The 18695-nt window shown below is 36.5% G+C and carries 21 protein-coding genes; 12 read left to right on the top strand and 9 right to left on the bottom strand.

Annotation, left to right across the window (positions count from 1 at the left end; all coding sequences use genetic code 11):
- Positions 1-37: 37 nt before the first annotated feature.
- Together H6G44_RS05190 and H6G44_RS05185 are read right to left on the bottom strand one after the other, a co-directional pair.
- Positions 38-1750, bottom strand: a complete 1713-nt coding sequence (locus H6G44_RS05190) for a diflavin flavoprotein (protein WP_190386332.1) — start codon at positions 1748-1750, stop codon at positions 38-40.
- Between the two features lie 259 nt (positions 1751-2009).
- On the bottom strand, positions 2010-3728 hold the full coding sequence (locus H6G44_RS05185; RefSeq protein WP_190386289.1) for a diflavin flavoprotein: 1719 nt from the start codon (positions 3726-3728) through the stop codon (positions 2010-2012).
- A gap of 417 nt (positions 3729-4145) precedes the next feature.
- On the opposite strand from H6G44_RS05185, the gene H6G44_RS20500 reads away from it, so the two are divergent.
- Positions 4146-4277, top strand: coding sequence for a hypothetical protein (locus H6G44_RS20500; RefSeq protein ID WP_015080175.1), 132 nt, complete (start codon positions 4146-4148; stop codon positions 4275-4277).
- A gap of 578 nt (positions 4278-4855) precedes the next feature.
- Entirely contained in the window at positions 4856-5569 is a 714-nt protein-coding gene (locus H6G44_RS05180) for an acyltransferase (RefSeq protein WP_190386290.1), read from the top strand.
- 4 nt (positions 5570-5573) lie between these two features.
- On the opposite strand, the gene H6G44_RS05175 is transcribed toward H6G44_RS05180, so the two are convergent.
- The gene (locus tag H6G44_RS05175; protein WP_190386291.1) at positions 5574-5726 is read right to left on the bottom strand and encodes a hypothetical protein; all 153 of its coding nucleotides are present in this window, start codon (positions 5724-5726) and stop codon (positions 5574-5576) included.
- 18 nt (positions 5727-5744) lie between these two features.
- Between H6G44_RS05175 and H6G44_RS05170 the strand changes: the two genes are divergently transcribed.
- The 8 genes from H6G44_RS05170 (at position 5745) to H6G44_RS05135 (ending at position 11840) form a co-directional block, all read left to right on the top strand.
- A complete protein-coding gene (locus H6G44_RS05170; RefSeq protein WP_190386292.1) occupies positions 5745-6386 on the top strand; it encodes a hypothetical protein in 642 nt (213 codons plus the stop codon).
- A 17-nt stretch (positions 6387-6403) separates the two neighbouring features.
- On the top strand, positions 6404-7213 hold the full coding sequence (locus H6G44_RS05165) for a pentapeptide repeat-containing protein (protein ID WP_190386293.1): 810 nt from the start codon (positions 6404-6406) through the stop codon (positions 7211-7213).
- Between the two features lie 56 nt (positions 7214-7269).
- Positions 7270-7509, top strand: a complete 240-nt coding sequence (locus H6G44_RS05160; protein WP_190386294.1) for a hypothetical protein — start codon at positions 7270-7272, stop codon at positions 7507-7509.
- On the top strand, positions 7506-7895 hold the full coding sequence (locus tag H6G44_RS05155) for a type II toxin-antitoxin system VapC family toxin (protein ID WP_190386295.1): 390 nt from the start codon (positions 7506-7508) through the stop codon (positions 7893-7895). Before H6G44_RS05160 ends, H6G44_RS05155 begins: the two co-directional genes overlap by 4 nt.
- Positions 7896-7974: 79 nt before the next feature.
- On the top strand, positions 7975-9288 hold the full coding sequence (locus tag H6G44_RS05150) for an AAA family ATPase (protein ID WP_190386296.1): 1314 nt from the start codon (positions 7975-7977) through the stop codon (positions 9286-9288).
- Positions 9285-10043: a retron system putative HNH endonuclease gene (locus tag H6G44_RS05145; protein WP_190386297.1), complete on the top strand. Its 759-nt coding sequence runs from the start codon at positions 9285-9287 to the stop codon at positions 10041-10043. The genes H6G44_RS05150 and H6G44_RS05145 overlap by 4 nt, the downstream gene beginning before the upstream one ends.
- 168 nt (positions 10044-10211) lie before the next feature.
- Positions 10212-10835 carry a 4Fe-4S single cluster domain-containing protein gene (locus H6G44_RS05140; protein ID WP_190386298.1) on the top strand — a complete coding sequence of 208 codons (624 nt, stop codon included), beginning with the start codon at positions 10212-10214 and terminating at the stop codon, positions 10833-10835.
- A 402-nt stretch (positions 10836-11237) separates the two neighbouring features.
- Positions 11238-11840: a hypothetical protein gene (locus H6G44_RS05135; protein WP_190386299.1), complete on the top strand. Its 603-nt coding sequence runs from the start codon at positions 11238-11240 to the stop codon at positions 11838-11840.
- Between the two features lie 166 nt (positions 11841-12006).
- Here the strand turns inward: H6G44_RS05135 and H6G44_RS20495 are convergent, their stop codons facing one another.
- From H6G44_RS20495 to H6G44_RS05110, 6 genes are all read right to left on the bottom strand, one after another.
- The gene (locus H6G44_RS20495; RefSeq protein ID WP_276513835.1) at positions 12007-12129 is read right to left on the bottom strand and encodes a hypothetical protein; all 123 of its coding nucleotides are present in this window, start codon (positions 12127-12129) and stop codon (positions 12007-12009) included.
- Between the two features lie 14 nt (positions 12130-12143).
- Positions 12144-12326, bottom strand: a complete 183-nt coding sequence (locus H6G44_RS05130) for a hypothetical protein (protein WP_199305638.1) — start codon at positions 12324-12326, stop codon at positions 12144-12146.
- A 60-nt stretch (positions 12327-12386) separates the two neighbouring features.
- Complete coding sequence (gene modB / locus H6G44_RS05125) at positions 12387-14183, bottom strand: molybdate ABC transporter permease subunit (RefSeq protein ID WP_190386300.1); 1797 nt, start codon at positions 14181-14183, stop codon at positions 12387-12389.
- Between the two features lie 266 nt (positions 14184-14449).
- On the bottom strand, positions 14450-15277 hold the full coding sequence (modA, locus tag H6G44_RS05120) for a molybdate ABC transporter substrate-binding protein (RefSeq protein ID WP_190386301.1): 828 nt from the start codon (positions 15275-15277) through the stop codon (positions 14450-14452).
- A 232-nt stretch (positions 15278-15509) separates the two neighbouring features.
- On the bottom strand, positions 15510-16343 hold the full coding sequence (locus H6G44_RS05115; RefSeq protein WP_190386302.1) for a M56 family metallopeptidase: 834 nt from the start codon (positions 16341-16343) through the stop codon (positions 15510-15512).
- A 4-nt stretch (positions 16344-16347) separates the two neighbouring features.
- Complete coding sequence (locus H6G44_RS05110) at positions 16348-16767, bottom strand: BlaI/MecI/CopY family transcriptional regulator (protein ID WP_190386303.1); 420 nt, start codon at positions 16765-16767, stop codon at positions 16348-16350.
- On the opposite strand from H6G44_RS05110, the gene H6G44_RS05105 reads away from it, so the two are divergent.
- Positions 16766-16918 (top strand): hypothetical protein, encoded by a 153-nt coding sequence (locus tag H6G44_RS05105; RefSeq protein ID WP_190386304.1) that lies wholly within the window; start codon positions 16766-16768, stop codon positions 16916-16918. The two genes, H6G44_RS05110 and H6G44_RS05105, sit on opposite strands and share 2 nt — an antisense overlap.
- Positions 16919-16928: 10 nt before the next feature.
- Complete coding sequence (locus H6G44_RS05100) at positions 16929-18455, top strand: CPBP family intramembrane glutamic endopeptidase (protein WP_190386305.1); 1527 nt, start codon at positions 16929-16931, stop codon at positions 18453-18455.
- The last annotated feature ends 240 nt before the right edge of the window (positions 18456-18695 follow it).

The following is an 18695-nucleotide window of genomic DNA, read 5'->3' as shown; positions in this document are numbered from 1 at the left end:
TCGCATTTTTACTAATTTGCGATCGCTTGATGTATCCTTAATAATATGAGCCTGTTTTCCGGTGGTTAATTGCAGTCACAGCATCAGGTTTAAGTAATTTACCATTATCTACAATTGCGTATATTACCCAATGATCACCGCATTCTAGACGCTGCTGTACTAAACATTCTAGATATGCACAAGCTTCTGTCAAAACTGTACAACCATTGTCCGCTTCTATTCTCGGAAAATTAGCAAATCTATCTTCTCCCGGTTGGAAACTCTTGCGGAAATGTTTCATATATTCCAAGTGAATACCCTCAGGAAGAATATTGAGGACAAATTTACCACCAGGATACAATAAAGATTCAACCGCGCGATCTTTGGCGATCGCTACAGTAATTCCCGGTGGATTAAAAGTAGCCTGAGACACCCAAGCTCCCATCATCCCGGTAGAAAATTCTCCTTGTTTGGCGGTAATTACACAGATAGAACCAATAATCCGGCCTACAGCTTGTTCTGTGGGAGTTGCGGCTTGTTGAGGAACACGCACTTTTTTGGCTTTTCGCAAACTTTGAGCAAAGTCTGTACCGACCTCTTCGCAATATTTAAGAGTTACTTCATCTGGTTTAAATTTGACTTTCAAGGTATCAAAACCAAAACGATAACCCGCGTCTCGGAGTTTACATTCTACCAAGTCTAAAGCTTCACCACTCCAACCATAAGAACCAAATACTCCCGCAGGTTTAGTATTATCACCCGTAGAAAGAACAATTCCTAAAGCGGTATGAATAGGTGTGGGTGCGTGACCACCGATAGTGGGAGTCCCAATGATAAAACCGTCTGCTTGTTCCAAACTGGTGCGGATTTCCTCAGCAGAAGCAAATTCACAGTTTACAGATTTCACCGCAACACCTCCTTTAGTTAATCCTAAAGCCATGGCTTGTGCAAGGGTAGCGGTGTTACCATAGGCGGAAGCGTAAAGTAGCGCTACGGATATTTCTCGATCTTTTTGAGCGCGACTCCACTCACTGTATAATTTAGTTAGTTCGATTAAACTAGTGCGTACCAAGGGTCCATGACCGACAGCATACATTCTCACCTGTAAATCAGAGATCTTTTCCAAAGTTGACTCAACATGGGTTGCATGAGGAGCCATGAGGCAATTAAAGTAATAACGTTGGTCTTCTTTGAAAGTTTCCCAATGATCATCAAATACTTCTTCACCACAGATATGTGCGCCAAAAAGTTTATCTGTAAAGAGAATTTGGGTTTGTTGGTCATAAGTACAAAGTGCTTCCGGCCAACGCGGACTAGGAGTAGGTAAGAATTTCAAAATATGACCTTTACCTAAATCTAGGGTTTCCTTCCCCCGCATAACTAATACTTTGATATCTTGGTCTGTGAAAGCAACGCGTAAATTATTCGCAGCAGGAAGAGAACAAACAAAAGTGATTTGTGGCGCTAGTGCTAAAATTGCTTTTAAAGTGGGAATGCGATTGGGGTTAAAATGTCCCAAAATCACATAATCCAACTTTTGAACATTAATAGTTTTCTGTAATGCTTCTAGATAAATTTCTGTAAATCCTTCCGCTGGAGGGTCTGTTATAACAGTTTTATCGGCCTCTATTAAATAACTATTAGAAGTAGTTCCCCTTTCTAAAGCATATTCAATTTCAAATCGAAGACGTGATTTGCTACGCGATCTCATCACTTTTGTATTAGTAGCAATCGGTAATATCTGTACGTCTCTGGGTCGGGAATTGCTCATAGATATTTGTTGGGAAGAAAAAACTTGAGAAACCCAATTTTTAGCTGATTCAACAGCGTTAGAGAATGAATCTGGAAGTGTCATAGTTATTATGAAAGATGGTTAGTTAATAATTAGGGAATAGGTAATGGGTAATGGGTAATGGGTAATGGGTAATGGGTAATGGGTAATAGGTAATAGGTAATAGGTAGAGAAGGGAGTAATCACCAATCACCAATCACCAAGTACCAATCACCAATCACCAATCACCAATCACCAATTAATAATAATTCCCGACTTTGCGATGACGAACTGCGGTAATACCATCTGGTTTAGAAACTTTTCCATCTGCAATTGTGCAGTATAAAATCCAATGATCACTACATTCCATACTATTAACTACTTCACATTCCATGTATGCGAGAGCGTCGGTAAGAATCGGTGAACCGTTTTTAGCAATTTGGGTTTTTACTTCTGCAAATCTATCAACATCGGGATTTAAACGTTTGAGAAAATGCTTTTTCAGGTCTTGATAATTTCCTTCTTCAAGAACATTGAGAACAAAGCGATCGCCTAATTGTAATAAATTATCTAAAGCCCGATCTTTAGCTACAGCAATGGTAAAACCTAAAGGTTGTAGACTGGCTTGTGTTACCCAAGAAGCAATCATTGCACCACTAATATCGCCTTTTTTTGCAGTAACAATATACAAACCATTACTAATTCTTCCCAACGCTTTTTCCATGTTCACGTCGAGAGATTTGATTTGTTTAATATTGCGTTCCCGCACTAATAATTGTCCTAAAGCAATCCCGGCTTCTGTAAATTGTTGATAGGTGAAATCTGTAGGAGTTTCTTTAATACGAATAGCAGAGAAAGCTTCTTTAATTCCTAAGTCGATAAACTTGCGTCTGAGAGTATCAATAGGTTCATCATTTCCTCCATAGGATTCAAATAAACCAACTACTTGTTTGTTTTTGACAACAGCTAATAGAGAACTAATTGCGGCTTGTGCTTTAACTGCACTAGTAGAAGGCATACCCACAATTAAACCAGATGCTCGACCGGCTAATTCTTGAATTTCTTGGCTTTCTGCGGTGCTGAGATCTAATACTTCCACACCCACACCAGCCTTTTGTAAACCATCACCAATTGCGTGTCCTAAGCGATCGCTATATCCATAACCAGAGACATAAAATAAACCAACAGTAGTTTCTGTTTTCGTTTGTTTTTGACTCCAATTGTGATAATATTCAGTCAGAATATCGAGGTTATGATGTAGTAATGGTCCGTGTCCATTAGCAATAATTTTAATTTTACCAAGTTCACCCATTCTCTTCATTGCATTTAACAAAGAACGAGCATTTGGACCCATTAAACAATCATAATAAAAGCGGAAATCAGCTTCAATTGCTTCTAGATCTTCGTCGAAAGTGCGATCATCACAAAAGTGCATTCCGAACGCATCACAAGTGTAGAGAATTTGGGTTCGACGATCAAAGCTAAAAATAGTATCTGGCCAGTGTAAATTGGGCGCACTGACAAATTCCATTTCATGATCTTGACCTATTTTAATGCGATCGCCACTTTTGACAATTCGCTTAGAAAAAGGTTCATGTACTAAACCTTCTAAAAATTGTAAAGCTACTTTAGAAGCTAAAACAGTGGCTCTAGGAGCTAACTGTAAAACATCTTCTACCAAACCACTATGATCAGGTTCAGTATGACTAACAATTATATAATCAATAGTTTTAGGATTAACTAAACTCTTGAGAGTATCTAAATAAAGATCACGAAACTTTTGGTGAGAAGTATCAATTAAAACTGTTTGTTCACCTCTAATTAAATATGAATTATAGGTCGTACCATTTTGTAAACCAAATTCAATATCAAAACGATCACGATCCCAATCAAGAGAACGAATCGCAGTGGTGTTAGGGGCAATTTCTACAGTTTGTATAGTTAATCGGTTCTGAATGTTCTCTGAGATAGCTACCATTATTTCACAAGAGCAAATAAATAAACAATCATTTCTTTAGATCCCATTCTCGCTATAATTCTTTTTTAAAGCTGTAATGAAAGGTATATTTTGGAAAATTAAAGTTGTAATTATAGATACAGTTTTTACTTTTAATTAGATTAAATTGGGCTAATAAATCCCAAACTACAGCAATAATCAATACCTCATTTTTTCGTAATTATTATTTATACTTATGTCCTATAGAGTATACAGGCTTTACTTGTACTAAGTATAAAATAATGTTGACTTTTAAATCTTCATAATTTATGTAGAAACTTTATTATTACTTTATATTTTTTTTTGCAACTTTCTTTTATGATAGTAGAAGGACATTATTTATGTCACTATCAAGTCGTTTTATAAGAAGAGTGCATAAGTAAATTTTATTGACATACTATGATTACAACAGCGGCAGATTCTAAAAATTGGCTGCAAGTAAGCCGTTATAGTAATCGGGGAAGTATTTATTTGTTTGCTCCGATGATTAATTTTAATGTGATGGCGGAAGTTGGAGACACTCCCCCTTAATTTGAAGTGATTGTACTTACTGGGAAATTTAATGAATAATTCAACAATTACATCTGGATGGTAGTGAACAAATTTTACGCCTATTGCAGCGTAATATAAATAGATGTAATTGAATTGAAATAAATACTTTGATATTTGGTAATTGAATATCTGAATTATAATGTCTTGTCAAATGACTAACTTATATGCAGCAATAGTTAGAAGTTTGATGTTCCATTAAAGCATAAAAATTCAGTATTTATTATTAATTTCCAAATATAAAAAGTATTGCCTTTAATTTCCAAGTAATACATATATAACGAATACAGACAGTTACAAACTGCTGTAATTCTAGAATTATGTCTAGCAATTAAATAATACCTGTATTTAATAGCTTTTAGCTTTAAAAAACTTGCATTGGGTTTTTCAAATGGTTGAAAAACTTCATATTAGCCATATTATTTTCCATTGTTGCTCAAAATGCAGATTTAGGAATATATATGGTACACAGCAAGATTCAAATACGGGATGTCTTTATTTGAGCAGTTCATAATTCCATAAATCTCCAATATCACAATTTAATTAGCACTAATAAAGTCATGAATCACGGACAACATTTATCAAGATTGAAAAGATTTCAAGAACTTCTTTTAACTACTTTTCTTGGCGATATCCCCACAATTTTTGGTGGTGTAAAGTTACGCAATTTTCTATATCACGCTATTTTTTCGCGCATAGGTAGCTCAGTTTATCTTCAAGATGGCATTGAATTTCTCGGTGCTGATGCTATTGAACTTGGGAATGGAACTTATATTTTCAAAGGAGTTCGTATAGATGGAAGAGGACACAAAAATAATAAAATTCAGCTAGAAAATGGAGTTGTGATTGAGCATAATGTGGTGATTGGGGCGTTAGATAATACTCAGATTCACATTGGTGAAGATACTTTTATTGGACCTAGTGCTTGTATTGCTGGCCCGGGAAATATTACAATTGGCAAGCATTGTTTAATTGCAGCCCATACTGGAATATATGCTAATAATCACAACTTTACAGATCCAACACAGCTAATCAAATACCAAGGCATTACTAGTCAGGGAATCGTGATTGAGGATGACTGTTGGCTAGGAGATGGAGTGAAAGTTTTGGATGGTGTCACTATCGGTAGAGGTAGTGTGATAGGTGCTGGTGCTGTTGTCACTAAAGATATTCCCCCATTTTCCGTAGCTGTGGGCGTACCAGCACGAGTAATTAAAACCCGAGACGGTAAAGAACTTGTTAAAACAGACTCCTCTCTATTAACTTCAAGCTAGGTTTTTACAAGATTCGTCTGGGTAATTGGCTGTTTTTTATTCTAGCACTAGGCACACCAATTACCAAATCAGTCCACTTTAACGGTAAACTCATATATTGCAGATCCCCGACTTCTTCGAGAAGTCCAGGTTCTAAATCAAAGACGTTTACCCTCATAACTGGAGAATTAAGACCTTGGGTATAGAATTACGCAGTTTCGTATTTCTAGACAATCTACAACCTCAACACGCCGCATACATGGGAACAGTGGCCCAGGGTTTCTTACCGTTACCGGGGGATACATCTCTGTGGATTGAAATTTCTCCTGGTATCGAAATCAATAAAATTACGGACGTAGCCCTAAAATCCGCTTCTGTCCGTCCTGGAGTGCAAGTAGTAGAACGACTATACGGACTTTTAGAGGTGCATTCTGGTTCTCAAGGGGAAACACGAGCCGCTGGAGATGCGATTTTAGCGTTTTTAGGTGTGAAAAAAGAGGAATGTCTCAAACCTCGTGTGGTTTCCAGCCAAATTATCCGCAATATTGACGCTTATCAAACCCAATTGATTAACCGTAGCCGTCGGGGACAACTGTTATTAGCAGGACAAACCCTATACGTATTAGAAGTTGAACCAGCGGCTTATGCAGCACTAGCAGCTAATGAAGCGGAAAAAGCAGCGCAAATTAATATTTTGGAGGTTCAAGCTGTTGGTAGTTTTGGCAGACTTTATTTAGGTGGCACAGAACAGGATATTTTAGCAGGAGCAGCGGGCGCTTTAGCCGCAATTGAAAATTCACCCGGAAGGGAAAATCCCCAAGGTAAGCGTAACGAGTAAAGGAATAGGAACAAAAAATGGCAAATCAACAACATCTCAATTTATTAAGATCAGGTGCAGTTAATTGGATAGAATGGAGAAATAAAAATCCCCAAATTGAAATTGATCTTAGCAATGCCAATTTATTAGGAGAAAACCTCCGGGGGGCAAATCTCCAAGGGGTAAATTTGAATAAGGTAAATTTAGCTCATGCTTTATTGGTGCGAACTAATTTTAGTGATGCTAATATTAGTAATGCTATTTTTTATGAAGCTAAATTAATTGCAGCTAATTTGAGTAGGGCTAATTTGAGTCTTGCTAATTTTAGCGGGGCAATTTTGACAGATGCTGATTTAAGTTTTGGAAACTTTATTGGTGCTAACTTTGGTGGTGCGAATTTGGAAAATACTATGATTAATGATGCCAATTTAATTGGTACAGATTGCCAAAATGCTAATTTAAAAGATGCTGATTTATCAGGGTCAAAACTTATTCGTAGTAATCTAGGTTTTGCAAATTTGATCGCAGTTAATTTAATTACTGCTGATTTGAGTGAAGCAAATTTATATGAAGCAGAATTAATGACTGCTCAACTTTATCAAGCCAATTTACATAAAGCTAATTTAACTAAGGCTCATTTAGGAAACGCATTTTTATCTAAAGCTAATTTGACGGAAGCTAATTTAACAGAAGCAGATTTAAGTTGGGCAAATTTGAAAGGTGCAAACTTAGCAGGAGCAAATTTAAAAGGTGCAAATATTAGGGGTGCAAATTTTCAGGGAGCAAATCTAAAAGGGACGATTTTAGAGAATAACTTAGAATCATTAACACCAAAGAAATGCAATTAACGGTAACGAGGTAATATGTTAAAATAAAATCAACTGTAACACACCAGATTGATAATATGAATGCTCATAAAATCGAAACGTCCTTAACTGAAGATGGAACTTTGGTATTAAAAGGTTTACCTTTCCATGCTGGTGATGTTGTGGAAGTAATTATTTTACAACCTCAAACCGCACAACATCAAATTAAATCTCTAGAAACACAAAATACCAATCTTTATCCTTTACGTGGCAAAGTGATCCGTTATGATGATCCTACTGAACCTGTAGCTTTAGAAGATTGGGAATATTTACAATGATTATACTTGATACACATATTTGGGTTTGGTGGGTTGATGGTAATCAGCGACTTACTAAACAATATGAAGCATGGATAGAAGAATCTCAATCGCAGGGTATAGGAGTGAGTATTGTTTCGTGTTGGGAAGTAGCTAAATTAGTAGAAAAAAACCGATTAAATTTTTCTTGTCGAATTAATGAATGGTTAGAACTAGCATTAGCTTATCCAGGAGTGCAATTATTAGATTTAAACTTACCCATAATAGTTGATTCAACCAGATTAAATGGGTTTCATAGCGATCCATTTGATCAAATGATTGTTGCTACTTCTAGGTATTATAATTGCAATTTATTAACTGCTGATGCCAAAATTCTTAATTATTCCCAAGTACAAACATTAAAATAAGAAAAAGCAGCGTCTTCAATAATTCATTCTTATACAGAGTGTGAGAACGAGCAAACGAGGAAAGAGGGAAAATAAACCAATGCACATTCAAAAAGTCATTATCAAAAACTTCCGCTGCTTCGAGCATTTGGAAGTTAATTTAGACCCCGATATCAATATTTTTGTTGGCAATAATGGATCAGGTAAAAGTGCATTATTGGATGGTATTGCTATTGCAATGATTCCCTATATTATTAAGATTCAGATGCTTTTAGCCACAGAAGAGATAGAAGGCAAATCACTTGTTTTAGAACGACAAGAGGTATCAGCCAATCAAGAAGATAATAGAAAAATAAATCCACCAGAATTCACTGTATCTGCTACTGGTTTTTCAGATTGGACAAGTGTTTATGAAGAAATGATTGCTAATAATAAGTTGCCTTTATCTCTATCATTCAAAGGTTTAACAAAGCTTTTAGCCGAACTGGAAAGTAAATTTTTAAATCAATTAGATAACAAAAAATCAGACCTTTCCATTATAGCTTATTATAGAGGTGATCGCCACTTAAATAATATTGATGATATTGAAGATATTTCAAATAAATACTTCAATAGATTTGATGCTTTAAATAACATCCTTGATGCAACATCTGATTTTACAGATTTAGCTAACTGGTTTTTTGTGCGCGAGTTACAAGAACTAAGAGAGGTAAAAAAGCGGAGAGATATTAACTTTGAACTTCCTGATTTAAAGCAAATAAGAAATGCTATTTCTACCATTATTGCTCCCAATGCTCGCATTTATTTTTCAGGTGCAACATCTGCAAAATTGATGGTTGAGTGGACAATGGAAACAGGAGAAAAAAGAGAACTTTTATTAAGTCAATTAAGTGCAGGATATCGCAATATGTTGGCATTGGTAATGGACTTTGCGCGACGTTTAGCACAAGCAAATCCAAATATGGAAAACCCATTAGCAGCAGAAGCTATTTTAATGATTGATGAGTTAGATTTGCATTTACATCCAACTTGGCAACAAAAAATTATTCCTGATTTAAAAAAAGTATTTCCCAACACTCAAATTATCGCCACTACTCACAGTCCTGAAGTTGTAACAACAGTTAAACAAAATCAGGTGAAGATATTAGAAGATTATCAAATAAAGGAATGTCCATCACCTACCAGGGGGATGAAAAGTTCAGATATTGTCAGATATGTTTTAGGGTTAAGTGATTTAAGACCAGATACGGAAGAATCAAGAACACTGACACAGCTTTTTGAAGCAATTGATAATGGTCAATTAGAAGAAGCAAAACGCCTTAAAAAAGAATTACAACACTGGGAATCTTTTGATCCAGATATGACTAGAGCAGATATGCAAATCCGCAGATTAGAACGGAGGAATGCAGTGTGAAAAACGTTCTTAAATCCCCAGAACCAGAGGAACTTAAAAACTATAAAAAGCGATTTTCTTCTCAGTTTAAAAAATGGAAGAATTTAAAAAAGAATCAAGAGACTTTAAATCCAATTCGTGATACTTTAGCATCTGATCAAAAAGGACTTTGTGCCTATTGTGAAATGGAACTACATGAAAAAGATAGATCAGTTGAACACTTTATTCCTTGTCACCAATCAACAAAAGAAAATAATCATGATCTGGATTGGCTAAATATGATGGCTATCTGTCAAGGTGGACTGCAAAACGTAGAAATTCCTGGTGAAGATGATGGTATAAGAAACTCACGACCTCCGAATGATTTTCCTTGCTGTGGTGCAGCAAAGTATGAGTTCATCCCTGATGGTCGATTATTAAATCCTCTCAATTTACCAACATTACGTTTATTCAAATTCAGTAGTTTAACTGGTGAAATTAAACCTGATGAAATTGCCTGTTTAAAAGCTGGTATTCCTATTGAAAATGTTCAATTTACTATTGATAAACTTGGACTTAATGTTCAACGATTAAAGGATCAACGAATAGTTGTAATTAAAGATATAGGAGAGCAACTTAAGGATGAGACAATTGATATAAATGATCTAGAAGAGAAAATAGCAGTGGAAGAATTGGGTAATGGTACAGGTAATTGGCCTCGGTTTTTTACAACTATTCGCTGGTTTTTAGGTGCAGGTGCGGAACGACACCTGATGAATATTTCTTATTCAGGTTAAGATGATACTTAATAACCATATTTAGATTTACCAAGCACAAAATGATCTCAGGTTAATTACACAAAATAATCAAACCTTGAAAAAGCTTATATTTTTTTTCTCCACACTTTTTCAGAGTCTCGCTATATTAGCAAGTAATAGGAAAAGTTGAAAAGGAGTTGAGAAAAGATGGAAACCAAGCCCATGAACCCATCTCTAGGACTCGCGGACATTCCCCCCGGCTATCTTAACATTATGGGTTACGTTGACAAATCAGAAGTTAATGGACCCGGTTGTCGGGCTGTGGTCTGGGTACAAGGCTGTAACCGTGAATGTTCTGGTTGTTTTAATCCCGACTCCTGGGCATTTGAAATTAATGATTTAGTGGCTATTGATACCCTAGCTGAAAGTATTCTTAGAAATCCCCATAATACGGGTGTAACTTTTTCTGGTGGTGAACCATTTTGGCAAGCACCGGCATTAACGATTTTAGCCAAAAAGTTAAAAGCAGCGGGTTTAAATATTATGTCTTTTACTGGTTTTACACTCCAGCAATTACAATCTAATTCTGCCCCTCCAGGTGCAAAAGAATTATTAGCAGAATTAGATATTTTGATTGATGGTCCTTTTGTAAAATCTCTAGCAATTAATTCTCCTGACTCTCCGGTTTCTTCTAGTAATCAAAATGTGAATATTTTTAACCCAGAATTTGCAGATAAAATCACTTGGGCTAGTGATCAAATTGAGGTTCACATTCTCAAAGATGGTAATAGAATTGTTACAGGTTATCAAGGTTTATTGGAATTAAGTTAATTTTAGGGAGGCTGAAAATCAAGATAATCAAGATATATTTTTCAGTCTCTCCCATTTATTAGAAAACAGTAAATAAAGTTAGTTATAGTCAAGAAAAGGTAAGTTTTACAACTTATTTAGAAGAGTCCCTCTTGTCAGTAGCAGATGGTCCTCTGGTTTTATATTTAGATAATAATGTAAGCTATCTCAGTGAGCCAAAGGTATGTGAAGAAAAGCAAGCTCAAACTCTTTCCCCCTGCTCCCTGCTCCCCTGCCTTATCCCAACGACAATTTTTAACGCTCACCTACTTATTTTGTCAGCGATGTCTACGATGGGTAGTGTCAAGCCCTCAATTTCCCATTATCAAGGCGATCGCTTTTCGGTAAAATATCTTTATATTACCAATTATCGAGAAAACTTTTATGCCTTATAGTAAATTTACTTTGAGTAAAGCTGTAGATGATTTTCAACTGACAATTGTTGAAGGCGATCGCTTTCTACCAGAGATTTCCCCATTTAATCCGAGTTCTTTGCTCAAAGATACATTGAAAGAAACCATACCTTGGGCAGTTGCAGTAGGTAGTGAAAAAGCGCGTTCTGAAGGCATTATCAATCCCGTGTTACTAGAAGTCAAACGTCAGCTTCATGGACAAATTAGTGTCTTTTCCGGCGAAGAGTTCAACGTGCAGCCAGAGGTTGATTTGACGGGTTATGTTGATTTTCTGATTAGTCGCTCTCCAGAGCAATTGTATATTAAAGCCCCGGCAGTGATTTTGGTGGAAGCGAAAAAAGAAGACCTAAAACCAGGACTGGGACAATGTTTAGCCGAAATGGTAGCAGCACAACGCTTTAATCAACAGAAGCAGCAGCCGATTTCCACAATTTACGGAACGGTGACAAGTGGTACGGTTTGGCGGTTTCTCCAACTAGAAGGACAAACAGTAACCATTGACTTGAATGATTATCCAGTACCACCAGTTGATCAAATTTTGGGCTTTCTAATTTGGATGTCCCAGAATGGCTGAGGTAGGCGTTGGGGTTGTTGGTTGACATACTCACCGACCTGAAGGTGCGATGATTCTTGACACTTCAATGAAACACGCCACAAGTGGTCTTATCGTCCCTCCATGTCCGTTTAAAGTCTCCCAATGCCCTATGGCGACTATGACCAAATTTTAACATAAAACCGTCCTAGAAGGACGGGGCTTGTGTCCCGTCTTTTCGGTCAGGAAGTAGCGATCGCACTTTCCGGTAAAATACCGCTTGATGGGTACTTAATGTTGCAGAAATTAGGGCTTTAAAATTTTTCAGCATTTGCAAATCCTTGATTAAGCCCCTGATTTATCCCCCAAACCCACCAAGGCTCTCCCTAACCAATAATCAGCCGCAGCCGGATTAAACGCCTCCTGACATTCCTCACAAGCTACTTCCCACCATTGTTTACTAGCCTTAACATCCCCCAGCACCTGGTAACTCCCCCCTAGCCACACCGCCACAGGTACGGATTGCAAATAACCCACCTGCTGGTAAAAAAGGCCATTTCCCTGTAGTCAAGAATAGCTACAGACTATTTACTCCATTAAAAGTAACCGAGAAGGTTCTAAATGCACATACCAGGGAAAAGATTGTTCTTGAATATTTAGCCATTTTTCTTTATAAATTTCCCCTTGTAAATGATAATCATGAGTATGATTACCAGCAGAATGTAATTTAAGAAATACCGTCATTCTGTGAGGTGTTTCACTGGTACGAACTAAATAACAGGGAAATGTATTTACTTGTTGAGGATCTTTCGTAAAAATCAAATGGTGAGCGCGAATACCAACATGAGATAATTTTGCAGGAATTTTTTCTCTAACTTCAAGAGTACAACCCCAATCAATTGCTTCTATTTTTTGAGGTGATAAAATATTAGCCCGAGAAAAGTTTTTACAACCTGTAATTTGAGCCACATTTACACTCGCAGGATGTTGAAAAATTTCATATTTAGAACCATAATGAGCGGCTTTTCCCTGGTCTAATACTAACAAATTGGGACATAGCCGATAAGCTTCCTCCATATTATGAGTAACAAACAAAGTTACACCAGAATAATCATCCAGAATTTCTGTAACTTGTTGTTCTAATTGACTGCGTAAATGGGTATCAAGTGCCGAAAATGGTTCATCTAAAAGTAATGCTTCTGGTTTACTAGCCAAAGCCCTAGCTAATGCTACCCGTTGCTGTTGTCCCCCAGAAAGTTGGTGTGGATAGCGGTTTCCAAATCCCTGTAAGTGCATAGTTATTAATTGCTTTTCTACCTCCTCATGAGCATTTATATATTTAGGTATACCAAAAGCGATATTTTGCGCCACAGTTAGATGTGGAAATAAGGCATAGTTTTGGAATAAAAAACCAATTTTTCGTTGATCAATTGGCAGATTAATTTTCTTTTCTGAGTCAAATAATACCCGATTATTTAAAACTATTCTTCCTTTATTTGGTGTTTCTATTCCAGCCAGACAACGCAAAATCATACTTTTTCCTGCTCCAGAACTTCCCAATAATCCTAATGGTTGATCATCAGTATTAAGGGCAACTTGCAAATGAAAATTAGGGAGTCTTTTTTCAATATCTAAAAATAAGCCTTTTTGGGGACAATCTTCTGATAATAAAGAAGATTTATTTACTAATTCTCTGAAAATTTTCGATATTTTTGGAGATTTTGATTTATATAAAAGTTCTTGCCAAAAATTAGCTATAATAATTCCTGAAAGAGAAACAATCATAATTATAATTGACCAAAACCAAGCTTCATTAATTGACCCAGATTCTACTGCAAAATATATCGCCATTGGGATAGTTTGAGTTTGTCCAGGGATATTTCCTGCTAACATCAAAGTTGCCCCAAATTCACCTAAAGCTCGCGCAAATGCTAAGGTAGTGGCAGCAATAATCCCAGGAAATGCTAAGGGTAAACTAATCCGCCAAAAAATTGTCAATTCTTTAGCGCCCAAAGTTCTCGCTACTCGTAACAAATTAGCATCAATTTGGCTAAAAGCTGCCAATGCAGTTTTGTACATTAATGGGAATGAAACTACTGTAGCAGCGATCGCCGCACCATACCAAGTGAAAACAATTGTCGCATCAAACGGTTCTAAAAGTTTACCAACTGGACCATTTTTACCAAAAAATAGCAGCAGTAAAAACCCGACTACCGTAGGTGGTAAAATCAACGGTGCAACAAATATCCCCTCAATTAAAGATTTACCTTTACCACGATATCCTAACATCCAATAAGCGGCAGATATGCCCAAAAAGAAAGTAATAAATGTTGCCAATAAAGCCGTTTTTAATGATATCCAAAGCGGTGATAAATCCTGTGGCATAATTGTTTAAAGAAAGTTTTGATTGATTAAGTCATAAATCAACTTAGTTGGTATTATACCTTTTTATCAATGAAAAATTATTTAAGTAGTTTAATAAATCGTCAGTAATATCCTTGAGTTTTTTATTTAATCCTGTGAATAAATTATATAGTTGTTCCCGGTATTATAAAGTACAGACATTAATCATAAAACTCTTGTGGTGCGGGCATCTTGCCCGCATAAGGTGTACCTTATTTAATCTGAGTATACCGTAATTTAACTTATGACTAAGGCAAAATAAACCCATATTTCTTAAATACAGCTTTAGCTTGATTACTAGATAAAAATTGGGAAAATTCTTTAGCAGCATTAACATTTTTACTACGTTTAACAACTGCTAAGGGATAAATAATCGGAGAGTGATATTTTTCATCTGCTGTAACTACAACTTTCACTCGATTAGAGATTTTGGCATCAGTAGCATAAACTAAACCTGTATCAGCATTACCACTTTCTACAGATGCTAAAACTTGACGGACATTATTAGCAAAAACCAGTTTTGATTTAACCTCTGTCCAAATTTTCAACTTTTCTAATACTTGTTGTGCGTATTGTCCTGCGGGTACACTTCTCGGTTCACCAATAGCAATTTTTTTGACTTTAGCATCTTTGAGACTATAGAAACTATTGATACCGACTGCATTTTTAGGTACTATTAAAACTAGTCGATTTTTAGCAATGATATTTCGACTTCCTGTAACTAAAAGTCCTTTTTGTTCTAAAGTATCCACTTGTTTTTTGGCCGCAGATATGAAAATATCCGTCGGCGCACCTTGTTCTATTTGTTGCTGTAATGTACCAGAAGATCCGAAATTATAATTAATATTAACATTGGGTTGACTTTGTTGGTATAAAGGCTGAATTTCTACCAACACCTCTTTTAAACTAGCAGCGGCGGATATCAATAAGCTGGTATTGGATTGTGCGACAACAGGAGAAGTAGTAACAGTTGGTAAGCCAATTACCAAGAGTAAAGTCGTTAATGCTGTAGTAATTAATATTAGTAGTTTTCTTGTTTTTATTGGCAACCTGGACTGAGAGAAATTTTTATACATGGAATTGACACTGGGTATAATTTTACCAATTATTATTAGATTATTTACCAATAAAATTGGTAAAGCTGTATTTAGAAAATAAATCTATTTTAGATGATATATCTTGAAAATCTGATATTAATTGTATTTAAGGTTACTTTTTGCAGGATTGTATAGATAATATTTACCAACTAAATTGGTATTTGTGCTGTTTTGTTTTTCCCTCTCCTCCAGAAAGAAGAGGGTAAATAATTCAAGTATGAAATATGACTGCAATCAAGGGTAGAAACGCCAATAAAAAAATATGCCAAGATTGTAATTGTGCTTCTGATATTGGTTCAGACGGTATTAATAAAGCTTCTATTCTTTGTTCCAAGCGATCGCCTGTACCCAAAGCAGCACAACAAATATCTGATGTCATAGAGTTACTACTCACAACTAATAACAAAGATTCTGCTAATACCAACGCATCTACTTGAGAAGCGGCATAACTATCAGCCCGTAATTCTCTTAAAATTAACAATTCCTGCCATAAAGGTTCTGTATTCGGTAGCCAAGCAGTACAAGCCCGCACCCAACCCAACCAAAAAAACCAGAATGTATCCCTGTACAGATAATGCCCTTGTTCGTGTGCTAAGACACTTTCTAAATGGGCTGGAGAGAGGGTTTTTACCAGTCCTTGACTAACAACTAATTCAGGTCGCCAAAAACCGATTTGTCCAGCAAATAAAGCCTGAGTTTTGAGAAGTCGGGCTTGTTGACCAGCTAGATTAATTTGGGGACATTCACGAGCAGATTTAATCGCTTTCCAGCCCTGAAAGCCGAGTTTAGCCCCTAAGATATAAAAACATCCCAGGGTAATTAATGCCAGGAGATAGCTGCAAGAGTCGGTATATATTCCGCCCATTTTTCCCTGTGTACCCATGGACACTATAGAAGTTACCGTCATGAATATCAGTAAAGGCGGAAAAAGGAATAAAAATAGGGTTTTTTGCCAGCGTAAATACCAATTTCCGGGGAGTATTCTACCAGAGAATCGTAACCAGTAAGCAATGGTTACAGCGGTAACAATCATGAATAGATGCATAATTCTATTTTTCTCCTCTGGCTTCCCGTGCAGCTTGAATGCGTTTAGCTATGGCTTCGATTTGGTCACTAGCAGCTTGATCTAAACTATCAGCAAATGCCGCAATCACATCAGGATTTCCCACTGCTAAAAATCGGTGTAATTGATCATGCGCTTTAATCATATCTGCTTGTTGCTTGGTCAGTAAAGGCCGCCAATAAAAGGCTCTTCCTTCTTTATCGCAAGCTAACCAGCCTTTTTCCGTAAGACGACGGAGAACGGTAGTAACAGAAGTATAAGCCAATTCCCGGTCAGGATCAGAAAGAATGCGGTCATGTACATCTTTGACTGTTGCTGAACTTAGTTCCCAGACAATACCGAGAATTTCGGCTTCTAGGGGACCGACGGACATTTGTTTAGGACGATAATCGGGTAAGGGAGCCATGTTATTGATAATTTGGGATATTCTTTCTATTTTTACATTTTTTATCTCACCCGGAGCTACTCCAGGCGCTCCAGAAATGAAAATTTGTATAAACCCAGCGGTACTGGCTTATAATTGCCAAGGAACTGATGATCCTGTACTCGTAAGTTGAAGGTGGATAGATGACAATTAAAAGGTTACTATTAATTGGGCTAACTTTGTTAGCGATAATGTTCTCAGGGTTGTCTTTATTAAGTAGCTGGCAAAAACCTCAGTTCCAGGGTCGTCTAGAATTATATCAGACTAATATTATCTTACAAGCCCAAGCATGGCAACCAGAAGATAGCAACGACAATAGTATTCAAACAATTCAAGAATCTATTCTCGGTACAAATCCCCTGGAAAGTGCGATTAAGCAATACGAAGAAGCAAGCAAATCTGTTAACGCCAATTTACAGACAATTAAGAAAGAATTAGCAAACCTGCAATCTTCAACACCTACTCCCATTTCTCCAGAGAAAAAAAGGTTACAAAAGTCCGTTCGAGAACAGGGAAAATTGTTAGCAGAAGTAAATTTGCGGTGGGGGATTTTGCAAGCACAGCAACAGGAAATAGACAAAGCTATTACAACTTGGAATCAATTACAGCAACATTCAGAAATCAATTCTCAATATCTAGAAACGGCTCAAGTATTAAGCGGAATGTGGAGTCAACCTCCCAGTTTATTCCCCAAAGCTGAACAATTAATTCAACAAAATTTAGATAATTGGTTTCGTTCCACGGCCTTAGAACAATTATATCAACTCCAACAACGTCAAGAAGCCCTATTATCTCTGAAAATTGCCCAACAAGAAGCAGCAGCCCAAGCATTATTAACATTAGCGATAATTGCAACTATCCCCACATTAACAGCTTTTTTAGGGTTAATTCTCCTAGTTTACTTAGTCGTTCAACGCTTACTCAAAGGTCGAGAATCCTTATTAGCAAAAAATGCCGATTTAGTCTGGTCAACTCCTTGGAATTGGGAAATAATTATTCAGGTTTTCGTCGTTGGCTTTTTCTTAATGGGACAATTATTTATCCCAGAATTATTATCTATTTTACCTATTCCTCGTGGTACAGGTAATGCCAGAATTGAGGCTTTTACTGTTTTAGTCAGTTATCTATTAGTAGCTTTCGGTTGTTTATCAGTTCTATATTTTTCCATTAGGCGTTTTTTCCCCCTTCCTGAAAACTGGTTTCGCTTCTATATCTTCAGTAATTGGGTTTTGTGGGGACTAGGTGGCTATTGTACAGCTTTACCCATTGTAGTCATAGTATCGCTAATTAATCAAAAATTATGGCAAGGACAAGGTGGCAGTAATCCACTTTTACAAATGGCACTAGAAAGCCGTGATAATACCGCATTAGGAATATTTTTCTTGACCGCAGCCATAGCTGCACCGCTTTTTGAAGAATTTCTATTTCGGGGCTTTTTATTACCATCTTTAACTCGTTATATGTCAGTTTGGGGGGCAATTTTCGTCAGTAGTTTGTTATTTGCGGCCGCTCACTTAAGTTTATCAGAAATACTACCGCTGACAGCATTAGGAATGGTCTTAGGAATAGTTTACACCCGCTCACGCAATTTACTTTCTTGTATGCTTCTCCATAGTCTTTGGAACAGTGGCACATTAATTAGTTTGTTTCTTTTAGGTAGTAATGGGTAATGGGTAATGGGTAATGGGTAATGGGTAATTGGTAATTGATAATTGGTAATTGGTAATTGGTAATTGGTAATTGGTAAAAATAATTTAGTATAACTGTTAACTCCTTGAATACTTATCAAAAAATCCTCCGGATTTCACAATAAAAGATATGTAGAAAAATCTATAAAATTGGTAAATGTGTTTCACAATATTTTTCTGCCAGATTTGCTATATATTACAAAAAATTTGCTGCTTTTACGA

It is taken from the genome of Aphanizomenon flos-aquae FACHB-1287 (assembly GCF_014698755.1).
Classification (GTDB): Bacteria; Cyanobacteriota; Cyanobacteriia; order Cyanobacteriales; family Nostocaceae; genus Dolichospermum; species Dolichospermum flosaquae.
Note: the sequence above shows the minus strand (reverse complement) of the source record. Positions and strands in the feature narration are given on the sequence as shown.

What these genes read in the sequence shown, in the direction of transcription:
- H6G44_RS05190 (WP_190386332.1), bottom strand. Translation starts at nt 1,750, where the DNA reads ATGAGCAATTCCCGACCCAGAGACGTACAGATATTACCGATTGCTACT.
- H6G44_RS05185 (WP_190386289.1), bottom strand. Translation starts at nt 3,728, where the DNA reads ATGGTAGCTATCTCAGAGAACATTCAGAACCGATTAACTATACAAACT.
- H6G44_RS20500 (WP_015080175.1), top strand. Translation starts at nt 4,146, where the DNA reads ATGATTACAACAGCGGCAGATTCTAAAAATTGGCTGCAAGTAAGCCGT.
- H6G44_RS05180 (WP_190386290.1), top strand. Translation starts at nt 4,856, where the DNA reads ATGAATCACGGACAACATTTATCAAGATTGAAAAGATTTCAAGAACTT.
- H6G44_RS05175 (WP_190386291.1), bottom strand. Translation starts at nt 5,726, where the DNA reads ATGAGGGTAAACGTCTTTGATTTAGAACCTGGACTTCTCGAAGAAGTC.
- H6G44_RS05165 (WP_190386293.1), top strand. Translation starts at nt 6,404, where the DNA reads ATGGCAAATCAACAACATCTCAATTTATTAAGATCAGGTGCAGTTAAT.
- H6G44_RS05160 (WP_190386294.1), top strand. Translation starts at nt 7,270, where the DNA reads ATGAATGCTCATAAAATCGAAACGTCCTTAACTGAAGATGGAACTTTG.
- H6G44_RS05155 (WP_190386295.1), top strand. Translation starts at nt 7,506, where the DNA reads ATGATTATACTTGATACACATATTTGGGTTTGGTGGGTTGATGGTAAT.
- H6G44_RS05150 (WP_190386296.1), top strand. Translation starts at nt 7,975, where the DNA reads ATGCACATTCAAAAAGTCATTATCAAAAACTTCCGCTGCTTCGAGCAT.
- H6G44_RS05140 (WP_190386298.1), top strand. Translation starts at nt 10,212, where the DNA reads ATGGAAACCAAGCCCATGAACCCATCTCTAGGACTCGCGGACATTCCC.
- H6G44_RS05135 (WP_190386299.1), top strand. Translation starts at nt 11,238, where the DNA reads ATGCCTTATAGTAAATTTACTTTGAGTAAAGCTGTAGATGATTTTCAA.
- H6G44_RS20495 (WP_276513835.1), bottom strand. Translation starts at nt 12,129, where the DNA reads ATGCTGAAAAATTTTAAAGCCCTAATTTCTGCAACATTAAGTACCCAT.
- modB (WP_190386300.1), bottom strand. Translation starts at nt 14,183, where the DNA reads ATGCCACAGGATTTATCACCGCTTTGGATATCATTAAAAACGGCTTTA.
- modA (WP_190386301.1), bottom strand. Translation starts at nt 15,277, where the DNA reads ATGTATAAAAATTTCTCTCAGTCCAGGTTGCCAATAAAAACAAGAAAA.
- H6G44_RS05115 (WP_190386302.1), bottom strand. Translation starts at nt 16,343, where the DNA reads ATGCATCTATTCATGATTGTTACCGCTGTAACCATTGCTTACTGGTTA.
- H6G44_RS05105 (WP_190386304.1), top strand. Translation starts at nt 16,766, where the DNA reads ATGTTATTGATAATTTGGGATATTCTTTCTATTTTTACATTTTTTATC.
- H6G44_RS05110 (WP_190386303.1), bottom strand. Translation starts at nt 16,767, where the DNA reads ATGGCTCCCTTACCCGATTATCGTCCTAAACAAATGTCCGTCGGTCCC.
- H6G44_RS05100 (WP_190386305.1), top strand. Translation starts at nt 16,929, where the DNA reads ATGACAATTAAAAGGTTACTATTAATTGGGCTAACTTTGTTAGCGATA.